Annotated in this window: 10 protein-coding genes and 1 pseudogene; 6 read left to right on the top strand and 5 right to left on the bottom strand. The window is 68.6% G+C overall.

Going from position 1 to position 21,667, the window contains the following annotated elements; translation table 11 throughout:
• The coding region (locus NBZ83_RS16025) for a hypothetical protein (RefSeq protein WP_261575303.1) at nucleotides 1-305 on the bottom strand (305 nt) is incomplete at its 3' end.
• Between the two features lie 1,079 nt (nucleotides 306-1,384).
• Between NBZ83_RS16025 and NBZ83_RS16020 the strand changes: the two genes are divergently transcribed.
• The 6 genes and pseudogenes from NBZ83_RS16020 to NBZ83_RS15995 all read left to right on the top strand — a co-directional run bounded on the left by NBZ83_RS16020 (nucleotide 1,385) and on the right by NBZ83_RS15995 (nucleotide 13,801).
• The gene (locus NBZ83_RS16020; protein ID WP_261575302.1) at nucleotides 1,385-8,215 is read left to right on the top strand and encodes a DNRLRE domain-containing protein; all 6,831 of its coding nucleotides are present in this window, start codon (nucleotides 1,385-1,387) and stop codon (nucleotides 8,213-8,215) included.
• A 17-nt stretch (nucleotides 8,216-8,232) separates the two neighbouring features.
• Nucleotides 8,233-8,682: a hypothetical protein gene (locus NBZ83_RS16015; RefSeq protein ID WP_261570659.1), complete on the top strand. Its 450-nt coding sequence runs from the start codon at nucleotides 8,233-8,235 to the stop codon at nucleotides 8,680-8,682.
• Nucleotides 8,683-9,224: 542 nt separating this feature from the next.
• Nucleotides 9,225-9,770: an RHS repeat-associated core domain-containing protein gene (locus tag NBZ83_RS16010; protein WP_261570663.1), complete on the top strand. Its 546-nt coding sequence runs from the start codon at nucleotides 9,225-9,227 to the stop codon at nucleotides 9,768-9,770.
• A 104-nt stretch (nucleotides 9,771-9,874) separates the two neighbouring features.
• A complete protein-coding gene (locus tag NBZ83_RS16005) occupies nucleotides 9,875-10,351 on the top strand; it encodes a hypothetical protein (RefSeq protein WP_261570658.1) in 477 nt (158 codons plus the stop codon).
• A gap of 596 nt (nucleotides 10,352-10,947) precedes the next feature.
• A pseudogene (locus NBZ83_RS16000) lies at nucleotides 10,948-12,442 on the top strand (IS3 family transposase).
• Nucleotides 12,443-13,057: 615 nt separating this feature from the next.
• Nucleotides 13,058-13,801, top strand: coding sequence for a hypothetical protein (locus NBZ83_RS15995; RefSeq protein WP_261575301.1), 744 nt, complete (start codon nucleotides 13,058-13,060; stop codon nucleotides 13,799-13,801).
• Between the two features lie 71 nt (nucleotides 13,802-13,872).
• Here NBZ83_RS15995 and NBZ83_RS15990 read toward each other — a convergent pair whose 3' ends face one another.
• The 4 genes from NBZ83_RS15990 to NBZ83_RS15975 all read right to left on the bottom strand — a co-directional run.
• Nucleotides 13,873-14,583 carry a class I SAM-dependent methyltransferase gene (locus tag NBZ83_RS15990; protein ID WP_261575300.1) on the bottom strand — a complete coding sequence of 237 codons (711 nt, stop codon included), beginning with the start codon at nucleotides 14,581-14,583 and terminating at the stop codon, nucleotides 13,873-13,875.
• Between the two features lie 889 nt (nucleotides 14,584-15,472).
• Nucleotides 15,473-16,753, bottom strand: coding sequence for a TIGR02679 family protein (locus NBZ83_RS15985; RefSeq protein WP_261575299.1), 1,281 nt, complete (start codon nucleotides 16,751-16,753; stop codon nucleotides 15,473-15,475).
• Complete coding sequence (locus NBZ83_RS15980) at nucleotides 16,750-20,949, bottom strand: TIGR02680 family protein (RefSeq protein ID WP_261575298.1); 4,200 nt, start codon at nucleotides 20,947-20,949, stop codon at nucleotides 16,750-16,752. Before NBZ83_RS15980 ends, NBZ83_RS15985 begins: the two co-directional genes overlap by 4 nt.
• A partial coding sequence (locus tag NBZ83_RS15975) for a TIGR02678 family protein (RefSeq protein ID WP_261575297.1) occupies nucleotides 20,946-21,667 on the bottom strand: 722 nt, incomplete at its 5' end. The genes NBZ83_RS15975 and NBZ83_RS15980, both read right to left, overlap by 4 nt.

Below are 21,667 nucleotides of genomic sequence, written 5' to 3'. Positions count from 1 at the left end.
TCGATGTCGGTCGCGGCTCGTAGCGTGGGGATGAGGTCGGGTAACTGGTCGTCATAGCCGCGGGTCGGCGGGTGGACCGCGACGGCGGGGGCGTTGAGGCGAGCGGTCGGCGACGCGCCGCGACCGGTCGGGGTCGTGCCGGGCATCAGGCTGAGGGTGACGAACAGCCCGATCATCGGGATGGCGGCCAGGCCGCCGGTCGGGCTGAACCGTCGGCGGGTCGGGCCGGCTGCGGCGTGGCGGGCCGGGCCGGTGGTGGCCCGGTGGCGTCCGGGGTTCTCGGGGGCGCGCCGGTGCCGGCTCATACCGTTCGCCTCCCTGTGACAATGACGGGTCGGGTTGTTCACGGCCGCGAACACGGCCGCCGGTGTGTGCGGTGCTGGCGGACCCGGCCAATGTGAGGGCCGCGCCGGTGCGCCGTTCCCACTGACGAGGAATGCAGGGCGCTGACTCCCGGAAACCGCCCAGCGCAGGTCGGCCGTGTGCGCTCGATCTTGCCGCATGCCATTGCGAGGCGAAGCAGGCCAGGCCGGCACGGAACAAAGGAACCGATCGGGCCAGGGTGACTCCCGTCTCCAGTAGTGCCTCGGTCCGAGGGAGGACTGTGGCATATACCCGGATGGTTTGCTAGCCCTTTAGAAAGAGAAGTTCCCTACTGCCCATAATGATCGATTGCTAGTTGACCACGGGGATCTTGTCACGCCGCGTAGTTACGGGCCCGAGAGCTGGGCGTTGACGCGGGCAGGTGGGCGCGGCGTCCGACTCCGCGCGGTCCGGCGGCGTCGGGCCGCGTGCCCCGGCGCTCGGCGGGATCGGGAGCGAGTGATGTGCGAGCCGGCACGGCGATCACTCGAAGGTGGGGGAGGGCGGCTGGCCCTCGGCGCCACCTGGGCCGTTTCCGCTGCCCCGCAGCGGTTCACGAGCACCGAAAGTCGTCGACCGGGGCCGTCCAGGGTGGCCGCTACCTGCGGATACGCCGGCAGGGTCGGCTGTCCAGGTGGTCAGGCCGTGGGCCGATCCGGGCTCGCCGCGGCGACCTATGTTTCGTCGATGTAACACACCACTGTGTGATGCGCGCCACAAAAGTAGCGCAGCGAAATGCTGATCACAACTTCATGATCGTTAGCGATTACAGATCGTGACGAAAAAGTGGAGCCGGCTGGCGCGAGGGCGGGCCGATGAATACTCGAGGTAGCGGCGGTCTCCGGCCGTCCCGGGCATAGTCACGGCGCGCAACACAACGCGATCCCAACTGGCAGTCGCCTTCTTGTGCGCTGCTTGAAACCTCTGCCATTTTCGGTGGTCCGCGCGGTCTTCGCTCCCCTCGGCGACCACGCTCGTACCGCGTTCGGACTTTTGTTTCCGGCGGATCGGAGTTGGCGTAATGCGGGCCCTCCCCGTGCGTTCTCGTGTGTCCTTGACCCGTGCTCTGTGCGCTCTGCTGGCTGCCGTCCTGGTCGGGACAATCGTTCAGTTCGTCCCGGCGGCTCGGAATGCGGCCCGGGCGGCCACACCGACGGGCCCGGCGCAGCCCCCGCCCCCGACAGGGCCGGCGCAGCGGCCGGATCTCGTCTCGGCGCAGCTCGCGGCGCACGCGGAGAAGCGGCGGATCGAGGTGACCGATGCCCGTACGGAGTCGACGTCGACGTTCGTGAACCCGGATGGGACGGTGACGGTCGACTCCTATTCGGGTGTCCGTCGGGTCCGCCGTGGTGACGGTTGGGCGGACGTCGACGCGACGCTGGTGCTGGCGGACGGCAGGGTCACTCCGAAGGTCGCCAAGGCCGGCATCGTGCTGTCGGGTGGCGGGAAGTCCGTCGGGGACGTGGCGACCCTCGTCGATGGCGGCCGGGAGGTCGCGTTCGGCTGGCCGACGGCGCTGCCCGTGCCCACGCTCGCTGGCAGCACCGCGACCTACCATGACGCCGCGCCCGACACCGATCTGGTTGTCAAGGTTGTTGCGACCGGCTACGACGTGCGGATCGTCGCGCGCACTCCGGCGGCGGCGCAGGCGGCGTTGCGGTTGCCGATGCGGTTGAAGGGGTTGACCGCGGAGCGGACCGCGGCGGGGGAGCTGCGTCTGTCGGCCGGGGGGAAGGTGGCGGCCCGTTCGCCGGTTCCGCTGATGTGGGACGCCCACGTCGACCCGAAGACGAAACTGGCGGACCGTACCCGCGGGGTTGACAGCACGCTGGAGGGCACGGGTGCGGCGCCGACGCTCGCGCTGAAGCCGGACAAGGGCTGGCTGACCGACGCCGCCCGGCAGTATCCGGTGACGATCGACCCGGCGGCGACCCTGGCGGACAACCTCGACACCGACGTGAACGACGCGAACCCGACGACGAACTACGACACCGGTGACATTCTGCGGGTCGGGAACTATCTGGGCGCGACGGTGAACCGGTCGTTTCTGCGGTTCGACGATGCGGCGATCAAGAACCGGCATGTGACGTCGGCGGTGTTGAACCTGTGGCAGGACGGGTCGGCGACGTGCACGGCCGAGCCGACGATCGTGCAGGGTGCTGGTGGTATGGGTCCGGGGACGACGTGGAACTCCCAGCCGAGCGCGGACGGGCACAACTGGGGCAACTCCACGTTCAACAACGGCGGGTCGTGCACCGATTCGGGCGGGACGAACATCGACATCACCGGTTTGGTGGATGCCTGGGCGCACAACGGTTCGCCGTCGCCGGAGGCGCTGACGATCCGGGCGCCGAGCGAGTCGGATGCGAACCAGTTCAAGTATTTCTACTCGGGCGACACGATCCTCGCCCCGCACATCTCCACGACGTACAACTCGTATCCGGGGACGGTCGCCGGCCGGTTCACCAGTCCGTGTTTGGTGCAGTGCGGTGGCAGTCCGGCGATGGTGTTGACGAGCACGACGACGCCGACGCTGTCGGGTTCGTCGCGTGATCCTGATGGTGGGCAGGTCCGGGTTGATTTTGAGGTGTGGAACGCGGACGGTTCCACGAAGATCACCGGCGGGTCGGTGGCGAACACCCCGTCGAACTCGCCGGCGTACTGGACGGTGCCCTCGGGTCTGTTGACGAACGGGACGGCGTATGAGTGGCGGGCCCGGGCCTACGGCGGGGTCGACTACTCGCAGGCGTGGTCGTCGTGGATCCCGCTCACCGTGGACACGACCGCGCCGGCGGCGCCGTCCGCGGTGAGTTCGGCGGCGTGGGCGTCCGGGGGTTGGGCGTCGGCGACGTCGGGGACGTTCACCTGGACCTCGCCGGGCGGGGACACCCAGTCGTTTCTTTACGGTTTGGATCAGCCGTCCCCGGTGACCGAGCAGACGGCCACGACGACCCCGTCGCTGACCGCGGCCGCCGGGCTGCACACGTTCTATGTGCGGACGAAGGATAAGGCGGGCAACCTGTCCCCGGTCGTCTCCTACGGCTTCGGGGTCGGTGCGGGGGCGCTGGCGCAGCCTGCGGACGGTGCCCGCGTTCAGCGGTTCACCACGTTGGAGGGGCAGGCCCCCTCGGCCCAGACGAAGGTGACGTTCCAGTATCGGCTGGGCACGAACAACGCCACCGGCTGGACGGACGTGCCCACCGGGGCCGCGACCGTTGCGGGCACGTCGACGCATCCGTCGTGGCCGATGACCCGCAACGGTTCCGGCCTGTTCGACAAGCTGACCTGGGATCTCGCGGCGACGATGACGGCGGCGGGTGCCCCGGACGGGCCGGTGCAGGTGCAGGCCTGCTTCCGGGACGCCTCGAACACGGTGAGCTGCGTGCCGGCGCACACCGTGCAGTTCACCCGGCATGCGTTCGCCGACGCCGAGGCCACCCAGGCCGTCGGGCCGGGTTCGGTGGCGCTGCTGACCGGTGACTATTCGGTGTCCGCGACGGACGCGTCGATGCCGAGCTACACCGGTGACATCACCGTTGGGCGCACCTTCACCACCCTCGGGGTGAACGCCCCGGCCGGCGCCGGGTTGACGGTTGATCCGTCGACGCCGCCGGCGGCGGGTTGGAACGGCAACGGGTGCACGTCGGCGGGTAACGCGGTGACGGCGTCGTTCACCGCGCCGGCGAACGCGCTGCTGCTCGCCCTCGCCGATACGACCTCGACGGGTTCCGGTGGCAGCACCATCCCGGCGATCTCCGACTCGGGTGGGCTGTCGTGGATCCGGGTCGCCGGCACCGCGACGAACGGCACCAAGGACGAGGCGGTCGCCTGGTGGGCGCGGACGTCGAGCTCGGTCGCGCGGACGGTGACGTTGACGTCGTCGACGAACACCTGCTCGAAGTTCCTGCAGGTCATGGTGGTGATGAACGCGAACCTGACCACGCCGATCGGTGCGACGAACATCGGCCCGGCCGAGGACACCACCGCGGGGGTGTTCAACCAGTCGGTGACGTCGACCGCGGCCGGGTCGATGGCCTTCGCCGCGGTCGCCGACGCTGCCGCCGCCGCGGTCCCGACCCCCGGTTCCGGGGTGACACTGCAGGGCAGCTACCACCAGACGGATGTGACCGGCGCGGGGCTGTACAAGACGGCGGCGTCCACCGCCCCCGGCCAGGCGCTGACCATCACCACCACCGCTCCGGCCACGGCGACGAACTCGTGGTCGATGTTCGAGGTGCTGCCCGCCGGCGCGTCGAACACGATCTTCGGCCCGGGGTGGACGGCGAGCATGCCCGGCCCCGACGCCGGTGCCGCCGACGAGACGCTGACCGACAGCACCGACTCCGGCGGGTATGTCACCTTCACCGACGACACCGGTGTCCAGGACGTCTACACCCGCAACGGCACCGGCGGCTACGCGTACACCTACACCGGCGTCGGTGACGACGCTGTTGACGGCAGCACCCTGACCAAGGATTCCGCGACCCAGTTCACCCACACCGACATCGACGGCTCGAAGACCGTCTTCGTCGCCCAGGCTGTCGGCGGCGTCACGACCTGGCATGCCAGCCAGGTCGTCGAACCCGGTTCGAACACCACCTCGACCTTCACCACCGACTCCGCTGGGCGCACCACCCGCATCCTCGCCCCCGTCCCCGCCGGGGTGTCGTGCACGACGCTTGGTGCCGGCTGCCGCGCGCTGAACCTGACGTATGCGACGTCGACCTCCGCGACCGGCACCGGCACCGACCCGTCGACCTGGGGCAGCTACACCGGCCGGGTCAGCGGGATCGCGATGGCCCTCAACGGTGCCGCGCCGGTCAACGTCGCCGCCTACGCCTACGACTCCGCCGGCCGGCTGCGTTCGGCGAAGGACCCGCGCACCAACCTGACCACCACCTACACCTACGACACGGCTGGCCGGCTCGCCCAGATCACCCCACCCGGCCAGGCCACCTGGACGTTGGCGTACGACGGCGGCGGGCGGATCTCGACGGTGTCCCGGCCGATCCCCGGCGGGTCGACGGCGACGCAGACGGTGGTCTACGACGTCCCGGCCTCCGGCGCCAGCGCGCCGATCGACCTGTCGGCCGGGACGGTCGCCGGCTGGGCGCAGCAGGATCTGCCGCTCTACGGCGCCGGCGTGTTCACTGCCGATCATGTGCCGTCGTCGCCGTCGCCGCCGTCCTCGTCGGACTGGCCGTACGCGGACCTGACCTATCTGAACACCGATGGCCGGCAGGTGAACAGCGCCTCCTACGGCAACGGTGCCTGGCAGATCACGACCACCGAGCACGACGCCAAGGGCAACACCGTCCGGACCCTGTCCGCGGAGAACCGCAACCAGGCGTTGACCCCGACCGCCGACACCGACCCCACTATCGCCGCGCTGACCAGCTCCGCGGCCCGTTCCCAGCAGCTCGACGAGCAGACGGTGTACACCGCCGACGGGGTGTCGGTGGCGGACACCTACGGTCCGACGCATCAGATCGTCGACAACGGCGGTGCCCGCTACTCGGGCCGGGAGCACGTCCACACCGACTACGACCAGGGCGCCCCGTCCGCGCCGACGCCGTACCGGCTCGCGACGACGGTGACCACGACGGTCCGCCTGGCTGATGGCAGCGACGCCGACCCGCGTAAGACGGTGAACGGCTACGAGGCGAAGAGCGGCGCGGACGCGGCGACGTCGGGCTGGAACCTGCGTAAGCCGACGACGGTGACGACCTCGATGGGCGGCGGCTCGACCCCGGACATCGTCCGGACGACGTACTACAACGCGGCCGGCAACGTCGTGGAGTCCCGCCAGCCGAAGGCGGGCAGCTCCGGTGGCGACGCCTACACGACGCTGACCTCGTACTTCACCGCGACCGGGTCGGGGAGCTGCGTCAACGCTTCCTGGACCGGCCTGGCGTGCACGCAGGGTCCGGCGGCGCAGCCGTCGTCGGGGAATCCGCTGCCGGTCTCGGCGTACACGTACAACGACCTGAACCAGGTGCTGAGTACGGTCGAGACGGTCAACTCGACGACCCGGACCACGACCTATGCCTATGACAGCGCCGGGCGCAAGACGTCGGAGGCGGTGGCGGCGAGCCCGGCCGCGGACGGTGGCAGCACGATCCCGACGGCCACGTACGCCTTCGACGCGTCGACGGGTCTGCCGACGACGACCACCGCGGACAGCGTCACGCTTACTACCGGCTACGACTCGTGGGGCCAGGTGATCTCGCAGACGGACGCCGACGGCAACACCGCGGCGACCACCTATGACATCGACGGCCGCATCGCGACGGTGAACGACGGCAAGGGCACCTACACCTACACCTACGATGGTGGTTCGGGGGAGCATCGTGGCCTGCTGACGAGTCTCGGTGTCGGTGCCGGTAGCGCGCCGTCGACGTTCACGGCGGGTTACAACGCCGATGGGAAGCTGACGTCGCAGACGTATCCGAACGGTCTGGTCGCGGCGACGCGGTATGACGACAACGGTGAGCCGACCGCGTTGTCGTATGCCAAGGATGGCACTCCGTGGTTGGCGTTCGCCCAGGCCAACTCGGTTTACGGCCAGGTCCGGCTGGATGCGACACCGGCGTCGACGAAGTCCCTCGGGTATGACCCGTCGGGCCGGTTGACGTCGGTGGCGGATACGGTGAGTTATGGCGGTCCGGCGTCGTGTACGACGCGGTCGTACGGGTATGACGCGGATTCGAATCGGTTGTCGTTGACGAGCTACCCCGATGGTGGGGGTAGTGATGCGGGTACCTGCTCGACGTCAACGTCGGCGACTGGTTATTCTTTCGGCTATGACCAGGCTGATCGGCTCACGAACAGCGGGTATACCTATGATCTGTTCGGTCGCACCACCACCGACCCGTATCCGCCGGCGGGTTCGTCGGCGAGTCTCGGCTACTTCGTGAACGATCTGGTGGCGAGTGAGACCGTGGGTTCGTCGACGAGGTCGTATGCGCTCGATCCGGGTCGGCGGGTTCGGTCGTGGTCGGACGGGTCGACGACGTCGGTGAACCATTACACGTCGGGGTCGGGGGACAGCCCGGCGTGGATCGGCGTCGGCAGCGGCTGGTCGCGGAACATCACGGGTATCGGCGGTGACCTGGCCGCCGTCCAGACCGACACCGGCACGGTCACCCTCCAACTCGCCAACCTGCATGGTGATGTGGTCGCGACCGTCGACGACGCGACCTCGGCCGGTTCGCCGGCGAGCTACGCGGAGTCCACCGAGTTCGGCAGCCCCTACTTCCCCAGCTCGGCCTACCCGCGTTACGGCTGGCTCGGCGCGAAGCAGCGTTCCCGGGACACCCTGTCCGGCCTGACCCTGATGGGTGTCCGTCTCTACGATCCCAACCTCGGCCGTTTCCTCCAGACCGACCCGGAACCCGGCGGCTCCGACAACGCCTACGACTACGCCCACCAGGACCCCTACAATACCTACGACCTCGCCGGAACCTGGTCCTGGAAAAAAGCCGCAAAAAAGGTTGGGCGAACGGCCTGGAAATATCGCAGGCAGATCGCTGGTGGTGTAGCTCTCGGGACCTGTTTCCTGGGCGGACCGCTTGGTTGTGCTCTGGCACAAACGGCATCCTTTGCCGCGAGATCCAGCTATCGAATCCAGCAGCAGGGCTTCCGCCGATCACTACAGGCAAATGTGGGAGATGCAATCTTCTCTGCCGCGAACTACGGCGGCGTGTGGTATCCACTAAAGAAGACAGCGAAACTCGCCGCCACTGGCAGGCGCACCAAGTACATACTTAGTGCGGGAGGGGCTGTAAGTGGAATGGCCAACTTTGCGGGTGGCTACTCGCGTAGCCGGGACCGCAGATATTATGCGCGATGAAGGGAAGGGAGGGTGGCGTGGCTAAATCGGAAATCTTGCGTCCGCGTCTGTATCGTGCGTTCCTGATGTCCAGCTTCTCTGTTCTATTGTTTCTTAGTATTCTGCCGTTCCTCCTCCCCCTCGACGAGGTTGGTGGTTGGGGTCAGCGGATCGCGGGCGGTGCTATAGGATTGATAATCTTCTATTTTGTCCTTCGTATAGCACGGCTGAAAATTGTAATTAAGGAAAATTGCGTCATACTGCACCAGCTGGCCCGAACAAGAAAGATTTCCATGTCGAATGTTAGCTCTGTTGATGTACTGGATTCCGGCGAAATTCTTCCTTGGCGAATTCCCGTGGTGACCATGGACGGCGGCCGCGAACTCCGCTTGGATGAATTCCGAAGTCTTCGGAGATTCCCGGAGTCGATCGCGGAACGTACATCCCGAGTCCTGATAGATGCGAAAGAGAAGTTCGGCTCTGAATAGGGCACTCGGGACTGGGCTATCACGGGGAGTCTCAATCGATTAGTTGATGTGTTCGGTCGTACCACCACGGATCCGTATCCGCCGGCGGGTTCGTTGGCGAGTCTCGGCTACTTCGTGAACGATCTGGTGGCGAGTGAGACTGTGGGTTCGTCGACGAGGTCGTATGCGTTGGATCCGGCGCGGCGGGTTCGGTCGTGGTCGGACGGGTCGACGACGTCGGTGAACCATTACACGTCGGGGTCGGGGGACAGCCCGGCGTGGATCGGCGTCGGCAGCTCGTGGACCAGGAATATCACGGGTATCGGTGGTGACCTGGCCGCGGTCCAGACCGATGGTGGTGCGGTGACGTTGCAGTTGGCGAACCTGCACGGTGATGTGGTCGCGACCGTCGACGACTCGACTCGACTTCGGCCGGTTCGCCGGCGAGCTATGCGGAGTCCACCGAGTTCGGCAGCCCGTACTTCCCCAGCTCGGCCTACCCGCGTTACGGCTGGCTTGGCGCGAAGCAGCGTTCCCGGGACACCCTGTCCGGCCTCACCCTCATGGGCGTCCGCCTCTACGATCCCAACCTCGGCCGTTTCCTCCAGACCGCCCCCGAACCCGGCGGCTCCGACAACGCCTACGACTACGCCCACCAGGACCCCTACAACACCTTCGACCTCGATGGCGACCGGTTCCACTTCAAACGACCCAAGTGGGTCAATTGGAAAAATGCGGCGCGTGTTGGTGGTTTTGCCGGCTTTGGCGCCTGCGTCTTTCTCTCGGCCGGCGTCTGCACTGGGGTTGGCCTGGTAACGGCAGTCGTATCGGCGAGGGCCTCTGCTGGACGCTTCACAGGCAGTGGGTTCAGGAAAGCAGCGCTCACGAACGGTGTGACAAACACCCTTTGGGCGGGAATAGGTTGGGGTCTTTCCGGGACTCGGCTAGGGAATCTGGGGGTCCGCTACTCCCGGCATGGCGCGAGAACTTGGTCGGATCGAGTCTCCGGCTTCTCCGCACATGCGCGCCGTCGGCCATGGGGAGGGCACGCCGCGCAGGCCGTGGTCGGCGCGTATTACTGCGGTCGTACGAGGTCGTGTCCACGTTGATGACCGGGAGCAGCTCCTCCATGACAGATAGTACGCCGCAGGTTCCTGCGCCCCGCCAGGTGAAATGGTACAGCAAGTCCAATCGCATTGGTGGATACGTGTCCATGGCGACGATGCTTGCGGTGGGTATTCCGAGTGCGGTCGTAGGATCGGCAACAAGTGACAGCGGATTTCATCCTCTCGATCTCGGCCTGCCGCTCCTCGGCTATCTTCCCCTTGTCCTTTTCTCGAGACCGGAGGTGATTGCAGGACCCCGGTACCTCCTTCTCCGGGGCCCGTTGATCGAGAGGCTGATACCGTGGGGGACCATCACCGGTCTTGAATCGGAGGGGAAGTATCTGGTGGTGGTCGCTGGCAAGGAGCGGTACCGTGCTATTGGCGTCGAGGCCATGAACTACTCCCTCATGTTCCACCGCCGATCCAGCGTACGCAGTCTTCACGGCCAGATCGACGAGTATCGTGCCTCCTACGCTCGAGACGCGGTCGGTCCGGTCCGAATTAGGCTGGTGCGACCCCCGCTGTATGAGCTGCTCCTCTTTCCCGCCTGGACAGCAATCCTTCTGGCGATATGGTTTGGGTAGTTTCTGACATGCGCTGAAGAGCGGTAAGTCCGGCCACGCGAGGATGATGTACAGGGGCACTCCGTGGTTGGCGTTCGCCCAGGCCAACTCGGTTTACGGTCAGATCCGTCTCGACGCGACGCCGGCGTCGACGAAGTCCCTCGGGTATGACCCGTCGGGCCGGTTGACGTCGGTGGCGGATACGGTGAGTTATGGTGGTCCGGCGTCGTGTACGACGCGGGCGTACGGGTATGACGCGGATTCGAATCGGTTGTCGTTGACGAGCTACCCCGATGGTGGGGGTAGCGACGCTGGTACCTGCTCGACGTCAACGTCGGCGACTGGTTATTCTTTCGGTTATGACCAGGCTGATCGGCTTACGAACAGCGGGTATGCCTATGATCTGTTCGGTCGGACGACGACGGATCCGTATCCGCCGGGAGGGTCGTCGGTCAGTGTCGGCTACTTCGTGAACGATCTGGTGGCGAGTGAGACCGTGGGTTCGTCGACGAGGTCGTATGCGCTCGATCCGGGTCCCCTATCTGTCAGCATGAGATGAGTCAGGAAGCGGCTATCATCTTATGACCTGGGCGGGTAGGGAGAGGAAGATCGTGACGATGGCGGGGACGGCCGGGCGGGGCCTGGTCGATGATGTCCGTGTGGACGGACGTGAGGACGCGGGCCGTCGGCCGGACCCGGAGGTCGAGCCGAAAGCCCGGCGGCGAACGTTCTCGGCGGCGTACAAGCTGCGGATCCTGACCGAGTACGAGGCGGCCCCGGACGGCCAGAAGGGCGCGATCCTGCGCCGGGAGAACCTGTACTCGGCGCATATCGTGGAGTGGCGTAAGGCCCGCCAGGCGGGGGCGTTGGCGGGCCTGTCGAAACCGAAGGGCCGCCCGCCGGTCGACGAGCGGGACAAGGAGTTGGAGAAGCTCCGTGCCGAGAAGGCCAAGCTGGAGAAGGAGCTGGCGAAGGCCCGCTTCGTGATCGAAGTCCAGGGAAAAGTATCGGAGCTCTTGGAGAAGCTCTCCGAGGGCATTCCCGACGACTCGGACGACCCGAACTCGCCGGGGAGGTAGAACGCGTCGTCGAGGAGAATCTTCCGACGCTCGCGGAGAAGAGCGGGGTGCAGGCGGCGTGCGCGGCGCTGGGCCGGTCCCGGGCGACGCATTACCGGCGGCACCGGAAAAGCCCGGCGCCGCTGCGGCCGGCACCGATCCCGCACAAGCAGCGCCGGCAGCCGTCGGCCCTGACGGCCGACGAGCGAGCCCGGGTGCTCGACGTGCTGCACTCGGAGCGGTTCGTCGACGCCTCCCCGGACCAGGTTTGGGCTGCTCTGCTGGACGAGGGGATCTACCTGGCGTCGCCGCGCACGATGTACCGGCTGCTCGCCGAGCACGGCGAGACCGGGGAACGCCGCCGGCAGGCCACCCACCCCGCCCACGTCAAACCCGAACTCGTCGCCGGGAAGCCGAACACGGTCTGGTCGTGGGATATCACGAAACTCCACGGACCGAAGAAATGGACCTACTACCATCTGTACGTCATCCTCGACGTGTACAGTCGCTATGTTGTCGGGTGGATGGTCGCCGAGACGGAATCCGCCGCACTCGCGGAGGATTTCCTCGCGGCGACCTGCGCGAAGCAGCGGGTCGACCCGGAGCAGCTGACGATCCACGCGGACCGTGGCACGTCGATGACGTCGAAGACCGTGGCGTTGCTCCTCGCGGATCTCGGTGTCACCCGTTCGCATTCCCGGCCGCGGGTGTCGAACGATAACCCGTACAGTGAATCCCAGTTCAAAACACTGAAATATCGGCCGGATTATCCCGGGTCGTTCGAGAACCTGCAGGCGGCCCGTGCCTGGTGTCGGCGATTCTTCGACCACTACAACAACCATCATCGCCATTCCGGGATCGGCCTGCTCGCCCCGACCGTCGTCCATCACGGCCAGGCCGACAGCGTCCGCCAGGCCCGTGCCAGCGTGCTCGACGCTGCCTACGCCGCCCACCCGGAAGGTTCGCCCGCCGTCCCCCGACACCACCCGAGCTCCCCAAGCCCGCGTGGATCAACCGACCCGACGAGCAGGAGACCGACCAGCAGACCAACTAATTTTCGGGGGAACCTGCCTCAAACAGCTTGACGGATTCCGGTGCGCGGGTGTACTGGCGGGATATGCGATTGCGGGCGGAATCGGTGCCGCGGGAGGCGTGGCATCCTATCGAGTAGGCGCTGGCCGGCACACGCGGAGCGGATATGCGTCGGCGGCAGGGGTTGGCGCCGCCTCCAACGCCGGTGGCGTGTACGTCGGAAGAGTTGTCCAGCGAGCCTCGGCCGGTCTGCGATTTAGAGGCAGCGCTTCCCAGATCCTTCGAAGGTTGGCCACTCGTCGGCGATACTGGAGGCCGTGATGACTGCATCTCAAATTCTTCGCCGACTGCTCAAATCTCCCGTCCATCTGACCTGCATCATCTTGGCGCTTCTATTGGTCGTAATAGGGGTAAGGGCTAGCGCCTGGCTACTGATTCTCATTTTGCCAATCTCCGCGGCGGTTACGATCACCATTATCGAGAAAATAAAAGAAGAGCATACCAAGGATTAGGACCACTTGGCTGGATGTCGGCAGCGTGCACCCTGTCGTGTAGATTGCAGGGTGCACGTCTGTGATGCCGATCCGAACCAGACCAGCGTGTCGAGCTATCCCAGGCCAAGGATGGCACTCCGTGGTTGGCGTTCGCCCAGGCCAACTCGGTTTACGGTCAGATCCGTCTCGACGCGACACCGGCGTCGACGAAGTCCCTCGGGTATGACCCGGCGGGCCGGTTGACGTCGGTGGCGGATACGGTGAGTTATGGTGGTTCGGCGTCGTGCACGACGCGGGTGTACGGGTATGACGCGGATTCGAATCGGTTGTCGTTGACGAGTTACCCCGATGGTGGGGGTAGTGATACGGGTGCCTGCTCGACGTCAACGTCGGCGACTGGTTATTCTTTTGGTTATGACCAGGCTGATCGGCTTACGAACAGCGGGTATACCTATGATCTGTTCGGCCAGACGACCACGGATCCGTATCCGCCGGCGGGTTCGTCGGCGAGTCTCGGCTACTACGTGAACGATCTGGTCGCCAGCGAGACCGTGGATTCGTCGACCCGGTCGTATGCGCTCGATCCGGGTCGGCGGGTCCGGTCGTGGTCGGACGGGTCGACGACGTCGGTGAACCATATGTTCGACCTTGACGGAAAATGCATCCAGATCTGGCACAAAAACTGTCGCGATAAGAAGATTATCTGGAGGCGAAGGGGGCGTTTTTCTAAAGCCGCGTACGCTCACACGGAAATCGGCTTCAGCGGCTGCCTCGATGTATGTTGGGGCATTAGTGCTCAGGGGCTTGGCGCCACAGGTGGGGCTCTCAATCGGTGGTGGCGCCAGGGCTGCTGTTCGCTCGGTCTCAATTATGGTTATTCCCCGTAGATATTCTGCTCGGCCGTGCCGGTCTGCGACAGCCTCGCTTCCCGCTGGCTACGTGACGAAAGGATGCCGGATCAGGACGGTTTCACCGCGCGGGCGGATACGGTCAGGGGAAAGTCCTGGTTCACCACGTCCAACTCCGCCACCGTAACGTCCTCCACGGTCAGGCCCTGGAGCGCGCAGATGGCGGCCAGGACGTTGCCGTGGCCGCGTACGTCGTCGTCTGGCAGGCCAGCCGCGGCGAGTTCGGCGCGCAGCCCCGCGGGAGTCCATCGGTACAGATCGGAATCCCGGTCGTGCGGATCGAGCCGGGCGAGGGCGGGGACGGTGAGCAGCAGGACGCCGCCGGGGGCGAGGGACTGCCAGAGGTTCGCCAGCGCCGCCCGCGGGTCGACGTACTGGAGGACCTGGGTGACGATCGCACAGTCGTAGGCCCCCGGAGGAAGGCTCCCGACCTTGTTCAGGTCCGCGTGCAGGGTGAGGTCCGGATTGTCGGGGTCGATGTCGACGATCGCCAGCTCGGCCGGCGCCCCGTACAGGGCGCTGTAATGGGGGTTCTTCACCTCCATCACCCGGTTGCCGGTGTAGTCTGCGCGGTGGGCGGCCATGAAGCCGTCGATGTAGTGCCGGTCGACCGGCCGCCCCCGCTCGTTGCCGTACCAGGCGGAGAACGGGCTGGTCCGGCGCAGATTCCCCCATCGCACCGGATGGCGCTGGCGGTTCGCCGCCTGCACCGTAGCCCGCGCCGCCGCCTTGCCGCGCCGGACAAGCCCTGCCACGTCCACCCGCGCAGCCTCCCCGTTCCCGTGCCGACCTCGTCACGGCCGTATATGCCCGGACACTATTGGTATCACCTGGGGCAGGCGCGACCACCGGTTATAGGCAAATGTGAGGGGGTGGGGGCTCTGGCGTTACGTGGGGTCACGGCATGGCGTGTCTCACCGACCGGCTGACAGGACTTCCCGGGCGAGGTCGGTCAAGGGAACTGCCCCACCCGGCAGGGTCCTTGAGCGGGAGTCCTACCTGCGGAAATGCGATAAGGCAGCCGATGCGCGCCGGCGTGTGAGGAGCGGGTGGGTAGACAGGGATGATCGTGGTGGGAGCTGCGACGGCTGGGAATCGAGTGGCCGATGATGTCCGGGTGGGTGAGAGCGTGGACGGCGGCCGGCCCCGGCGAAGGTGCTCTCATGAAGGCTACGAGAGTTCGGTTCGGGCCGTCTTTGAGTCAAGACTGGCCACCGTTATCTCGACTTCTTCTGTGGACCGTGGTGATGAGAGATCCGCAAATAGTGATAGATCTGAGGGAAGCGATTCCGACGAACGTCGCCATCTCGTGGAATTTTTCCGGTGCGAGCCCGAACCTGGTGGACATCGAGATCGACCGGGCCGATGACTGCTCCCTGCTGATCTGGTATCTGACGCAACCTGGAAGTGCGCGGATGCTGCTCGAGGGATATACCATCGACGACGTTCCCCCCGAGCATGTGCTCAAGTTCGTGAGGATGTTTGCCGAGGACACCTTCTCGGTGAAACGTGAGAAGTCGTGGCTCGGTAGGCATTTCACGATCTACTTTGCGATCGATGACACGGTCTACGCTGCTTCGAGAAGGGCGCGAGATCCTGCACCGTGGGAGTCCCGCCATCTGGATGCAGACATGAGTGTGGCGCGGGAGATCAGGTGGGGACGAGGTCGGCCAGCAGGAGGGGCGCGACTCGTTCCTCGGGAACGGCGAGGTCGCGGGCGCGCAGGGCGGCCGCGAGGTCGGCGTCCCAGGGGGCCTCGCTGACCTGACCGGGCCGGGCCGCGGTGACCGGTCCCACGGCGGGAAGGGAAGCCGGCCCGTCGATCACGGCCGGCAGGGGCGCCCCGGTTGCCTGCGGCGACGCGGCCGCGAGGTAGTCGGCGGTCGCCATGCGCCACGGTTCGGCGCCGGTTCGCGCCATCACATGCGCGGCGATCCGCAGGCCGTCGCCGTCGAAGTCGCCGTGGTAGCGCAGGTGCGCGCCGGACGCGGCGAGCTGGCGCAGCAGCATGATCGCGGCGCCGGACGGCCAGCCCGCGGTGCAGACCAGCGGCGGGCACGAGGCCGCGAAACGGGCGATGGCCATGGTGACGAGCGAGGGGTTCTCGACGATCCACACCGGGCCGGCGCTGACCCGCAGACCGGGACACCCGCGGAGCTGGGCCAGCGTGACGACACTGGCCTGCCCGGCGCGGGCCCACAGCCGCAGCGCGTGGCTGAGCGCATCGTCGCCGGTCGGGCGCAGGCCGGCGACGAGCACCTGGGTGGACACCTCGTCGTTGGCCACCCCGGCGCGTTCCCACAGCGCGCGGCGCCCGTCGGCGTCGGTCGGCGCGGGGACGCCGTACAGCGCGGCCAGCGCGCGTAGGACCAGGGTGGACAGCCGTGTGCCGTCGTCCAGGGCGTGGGTGCGCCCGAGGACGGCGTCGGCGAGGGTGGGCAGCGGCGCTCCGTCCGCGGGGAGGGCGGCGATCACGCGCAGCGCCGTGTCGAGCAGCGCGCGGGTTGCCTGCGGCGAGCCGTCGACGACCCCGGCCCGCCCGACGTCGGCGACCCAGCTCGCCAGCGCGGGTTCGGCGGCGACGACGGGGTGCGCGGCCAGCCAGGCCCACAGCTCGCGGCGGGCACGTTCGGCGGTGGCCCGGACGCCGGCGCGGTCCCCGACCGGGCCCCGCAGGGTCTCGACGGCGGTGCGGGTGTCGACGCTGAAGGACGAGTGCAGCACCGCGTCGAGGCGGTCGAGGCGGACGGTGGTGGCGTCGCCGGGTAGCCGGTCCAGGCCGAGCAGGTCGGCGAGGGCGGACTGCTGGTCGTCGTCGAGTGGCCCGACGCGCACGGACCGCACCGGCAGTCCCGTCGACAGGCGGGCGTGTACCGCGTCCCAGAGGGGGGCGAGGGCCGGCCGGTCCAGGGCGGCGAGCGGGGCGCTCACAGTGGTTGGCCGGCGGCGTCGGTGAGGCGGCTGCCGTCCCAGGTGAACCGGGCTGTCGTCACGGCGTCGTCGGTTCCGTCCCCGGTGATGAGAGTGTGGATCGCGATCCCGTCGAGCTCGCGGTACATGCACCACTCGTGGTCCGAGGTGATCATCAGGTCGAGGTCGAGGGAGGTGAGCAGTTCGAACACCTGGCCCCGGTTCGTGCTGTCGACGCCGACGAAAACCTCGTCCAGCAGGATCAGCCGTGGTGCCCGCGGGGCCGACTGGTAGTGCGCGGCGAGCGCGGCGAACAGGGGCAGGTGCAGCGCGATGGCCTTCTCGCCGCCGGAGAGCGCGCCGTGCAGCTTCTTGGTCAGCGGCTGCCAGCCCTGCTCGGTGCCGCGGTCGATGCGGACGATGAACTGGTGCCACGCGGTGTAGTCGAACACGCGCAGCAGCAGCTCCTCCCAGCCGGTCGTGTCGTCGTTGTCGCGGGCCTCGTCGAGGCGGCCGCGGAGAAAGGCGTGCAGCGTCTCGCGGTCCGGTTCGCCGAGCTGGGTCGGGTCCCGCAGGAGCAGGTCCCGGGCGACACGGGTGGCGGCGGGCAGGGTCGGGTCGACCCGCCAGAGGATCTGGACGGCGATCCGTGAGGCGGTGCGGACCCGTTCCAGGCGGGCGTTCATGTCCGCGACGAGCGCGTTGGCCTGGCGGATCCGGTCGGCGATGTGCCGGCGGGTGTTGCCGGTCAGGGTGCGGTCGAACAGGTCGCGCTCGCCGTCTGTGATCTCGGCGTGGGCGCGGTCCCGTTCGTCGCGCACGCTGTCGTGGAGGTGAGCGGCGCCGATCCGGACACCGTCGACCGTCGCGGTGAGGATCTGGACGTCCTCGTCGGGGTCGAGGACGAGCTCCGCGCGGTCCGCGAGGGTCTGCCGGCACTGGTGCACGGCGTCGGTCAGGCGCGTTTCCGCGTCCTTGATGTTCCTCGCGGTGTAGGGGATGCTCCCGAGCCTGGTGGCGGCCGTGCGGGCGGCCTCCAGGGTGGGCCGCACCCCGTCCGCCCCGGACAGCGGCAGGTCGAGGCGTGCGTCGGCGGTGAGGGTGCTGGTCCCGAGTCGCCGGAACCGGGTCGCGTGGGCGTCTCGGTCGGCGATGGCCGTGTCGCGGCGTTCTCCGTCCACGACACGCTTCGTGTTGAGCTCACCGGCGCGGCCGTCGAGACCGCGCAGGGCCTGTGCCATCGTCGCGCGCTGTTTCGCCAGCTCCGCCAGCCGGCTGCGCAGGTCGGCGATCTCGTCCAGAACCTGCCGGTAGCCCGGTCCGATGGCGGCCTCGACCCCGGCCAGCTTCGCGTGCACGCGTTGCGCCTCGCCGTCACGTTCGGTGGCGGACGCGGCGAGTGTGTGCGCGTTCTCCTGGGAGGTGGCGGCGACCTCGGCGGCGACGGTCGCCGCCGCCCGGGCGTTGACGACCTCCTGATGACGATCAAGCCAGTCGTCGGCGAGCCGGCGGAAGGTCTCGACGGCCTCCTCGACGGTGTCGAGCGCGTCGGGTTCGGTCGGCAGCCCGTGCTCGGCGCCCGTCGCGGTCAGGGCGCGCATGGCGGCGCTCACCGCCGCGACGCGCGCCTGTACCTGGTCCAGCGCCTGGTTGACCACGTCGGCACGCGCGCCGAGCTTCGCCTCCGCGGTTTCCAGCACACCGCGCGCGTCGTGGACGGCGCGGTGGCTCGGCCGGGCACGGCGGTCCGCGGCGACGCGTTCCCGCCGCGCCGCCAGCTCGCCGAGTTCGGCGTCGATGCGCGCCACCGCCTCGCCCACGGCGCCGATCAGCTCGGTCAGCGTGTCGAGGCGACGACGTCGGGCCCGGTCGCGGGCCAGTGCCCCGATGTGGACGGGTTCGGGTTTCGACCAGCTGCCGCGGACTGCCGCCAGCCGCCAGGTGCCATCGATGCCGACGGCGACCGGGTGGCCGTCGGGCGTGGCGGAGCCGGGTGTGGCGGAGCGGGGCGTGGCGGAATCGGGCGTGGCGGAGCCGAGCACGGTGGAGTTGAGCGCGATTCCGGCGAGCAGGCGCCGGATGCGATCCGCGGGCACCGCCGCGTCCGGCTCGGGTACGAGCACGGTGCCCAGCCCGCCGTCGGGCGCCGGATCCGCGAGGTCGACATCGATGATCGTGTCGTGCCCGGGGACGGTGAGCCCGCCGGCCGGGAACACCCAGGCGTCGAGCAGCCCGGATGCCTGCAGGGCCGCCTCGACGCCCGCCTGGACCTCGGCCGTGACGCCGTCCGCGAAGGACACCAGCCGCCACAGCGGTGCGCCGGGCAGCCCGCCGCGGTCGGCTGTCCGGGTCGGCGCGGCGGCCGGCGGCAGCTCGGTGGCCGTGCTGAGATGCGCGAGCTCGGCCGTGTGCTCGGCCCGTTCGGCGGCCCGATCGCGCCTGTCCCGGGACAGCTCGGCCGTTCGGGCGGCGATCGCCTCCAGCATCGGACCGGCGGCGGCCTCGACGATCCGCAGCACATCGGGTTCGGCCTCGACGGCGTCGAGCAGCGCATTCGGGTCGTCGAAGCGCAGCTGTGCACAGCCGGCGGCCCACCGGGCCAGGGCCTCGGCGAGCGCGGTCAGCTCGTGGCCGTAGGCCGCCGCCGCGGAGTCCCGGGCGGTCGTCGCGGTGGCCAACGCCTCGCGTGCGTGATCGAGGCTCCGCTCGGCGCCGCCGCGCGCGTCGACGGCCGCCTGGTAGGCGTTCAACGCGCGGCGTACGGCGCCGACCTGACGGCCGCGCGCGTCGACCGCGGCCCGCAGCAGCGAGCGGGGCCGCACCGCCCCGGCCTCCACGGCGGTCGCGACCTCGCTGTGGATCGCGGTCATGCCGGCCCGGTCGGCGGCGGTGCGTGCGGCGTCCCGCGCGGCCGTGAACGCGGTCTCGGCGCGCGCCGCGCGCATCTGGGCCTGCCGGGCGGTGTCGGCGTCGTCGTGCGCCCGGATGCCCGCCCCGTCGGCCTGCCGGCGCGCCTCGTCGGCACGCGCGGTCGCCTCCCGGGCGTCGCGGCGCAGTTCGTCGAGCTGCCCGCCGGCCTGGTAGGCCTCGCTGAGCATCAGGCCCTGGATCCGCGCCTCGTCGATGCCGTGTTCGGTCCCGTTGGCCGCGATGCGTTCCTCGAGGGTGTCGCGTTCCGCGACGACACGCTCGTACTCTTCCTGGCTCTCCCGAGCCGTGCGGGTGACCTCGTCCATGGCGCTGGTGGCGGAGATGAGGCCACTGGCGGCGGCGCGCAGCACCCGGCCGGCGTACGTCCGCTGGCGGTCGGCGAGCACCCGCGCGGCGTCGACTTCGTCGTCGAGGCGGCGAACGTTCTCCCGCTGGCGGTCCAGTCGCTCGAATCCCTCCGCCAGTTCGGCGATCTCGGCGGTGCCCAGCGGCGGCAGCGCGCGGGAGAGCAGCGTCGAGAGCAGGGACGGGTCGAGACGCTCCGACAGTTTCGGGGTGCGCAGCTGCAACATGGCGGTGATCAGGCCGCTGTAGCGCTGGTCGCCCAGGCCGCCGAACAGCTCGGCGCGCAGGGCGGCCCGGTAGTCGCCGGCGTTGTCGTACACCTGCCCGGTGTCGCCGACGTCGGCCGCGAGCCGCTTGCGGGTCAGCGGGGCGTTCGCGTCGTCGACCACGCTCAGGCCGCCGGGCAGACCGATCCGTCTGGTGGTCGTGAAGTAGTCCGCGGTGGCGGTCGTCGTGTGCATGGAGGCCTGGAGTCGCGCGCCGCAGGTGAACCAGCGCTCGCCGGCCGCACCGGGCCCGTCGTCGCTCGAACGGTCGTCGCTCGAACCGGGGTCGTTCGAACCGGGGTCGCCCGAACCGGGGGCGGGGAGGTCGCCGTAGCGGAACTCGATCCAGACGTAGCCGACGCGGGTCCGGCCGCTGGCGCCGTCACCCATCAGGTTCCAGTGCATCGTGCGTTCCGACCCGCCGAACGTCGACAGCCGCCGGGGCTTGAGGTTGGCGTCGAGCAGGTACGGCAGCAGCAGCTCCAGCGCCTTGGACTTCCCCGTGCCGTTGCGGCCGCGCAGCAGCAGCCGGCCCCGGTGGAAATGGAACGTCTCGTCGTAGTAGCGCCAGACGTTCACGATTCCGGCGCGGTGCGGCCGCCAGCGTGCGGCGGGTGCGACCGGTGCGACGGGTTCGGGCGCCGTCGGGAGGGTGGGCAGCCTGGTGACGCTCACGCTTCGACCTCCTCGCCGGACCCGGCACCCGCGGAGCGGGGCAGGTCGTTGCGCAGCCGCGACCGGTCCTCGCGATGGTCGCGATAGCGCGCCGCCGCGGGCAGCGCCCGCACGACCGTGGACGCCCCGGAGTGGCCGGCGTGGCCGGCGTCCCGCGCGGCGAGCCCGACCATCCGCAGCTCGGCGAGCGCGTCCTCGGCGAGGCGCTGGGCGCCGTCCTCGGACCGGTAGGTGCGTCCCCAGGACGGCAGCCGGTCCAGCATCCGGCCGGCTTCGACCGTCAGCTGTTCGGCGGTGAGACCGGCCGGTGCGGTGCGTAGCGCGTCGAGCAGCATCAGGGCCGCGATCCTGGCGTTGCTCTGGTCGTCGAGGAACCGGCTGTCGGTGGCGATCCCGTCCGGGTCGACGAGCAGGTATCCCTCGGCCCGCTCCTCCAGATCGAAGCCGGCGATCTCGGCGGCGCGGCGGACCTGGGCCCGGCCGGTCTGGGTGGCGAGGTAGGCAAGCTGTGCCTCGGTGAGCTCCCCGCGGTACACGACCGGGTCGTCGACCAGGCGCCGGATCACCGAATGGCGCAGCCACAGGTTGCGCCGCGGATCGGAGACCGTCGGCTCCGTGGACGCCGCGTCCCCGTAGCGGGACTCCACGAGCATGCCGGTGATGAGCGCGTCGAGGTCGATCATGCCCCCCGGATCCCCCCCCGGCTGTCTCTTATACA

Source organism: Frankia gtarii (assembly GCF_025403375.1).
Classification (GTDB): domain Bacteria; phylum Actinomycetota; class Actinomycetes; order Frankiales; family Frankiaceae; genus Frankia; species Frankia gtarii.
The sequence above is the reverse complement of the archived record's forward strand: the minus strand, read 5'-3'. Positions and strand labels throughout refer to the sequence as shown.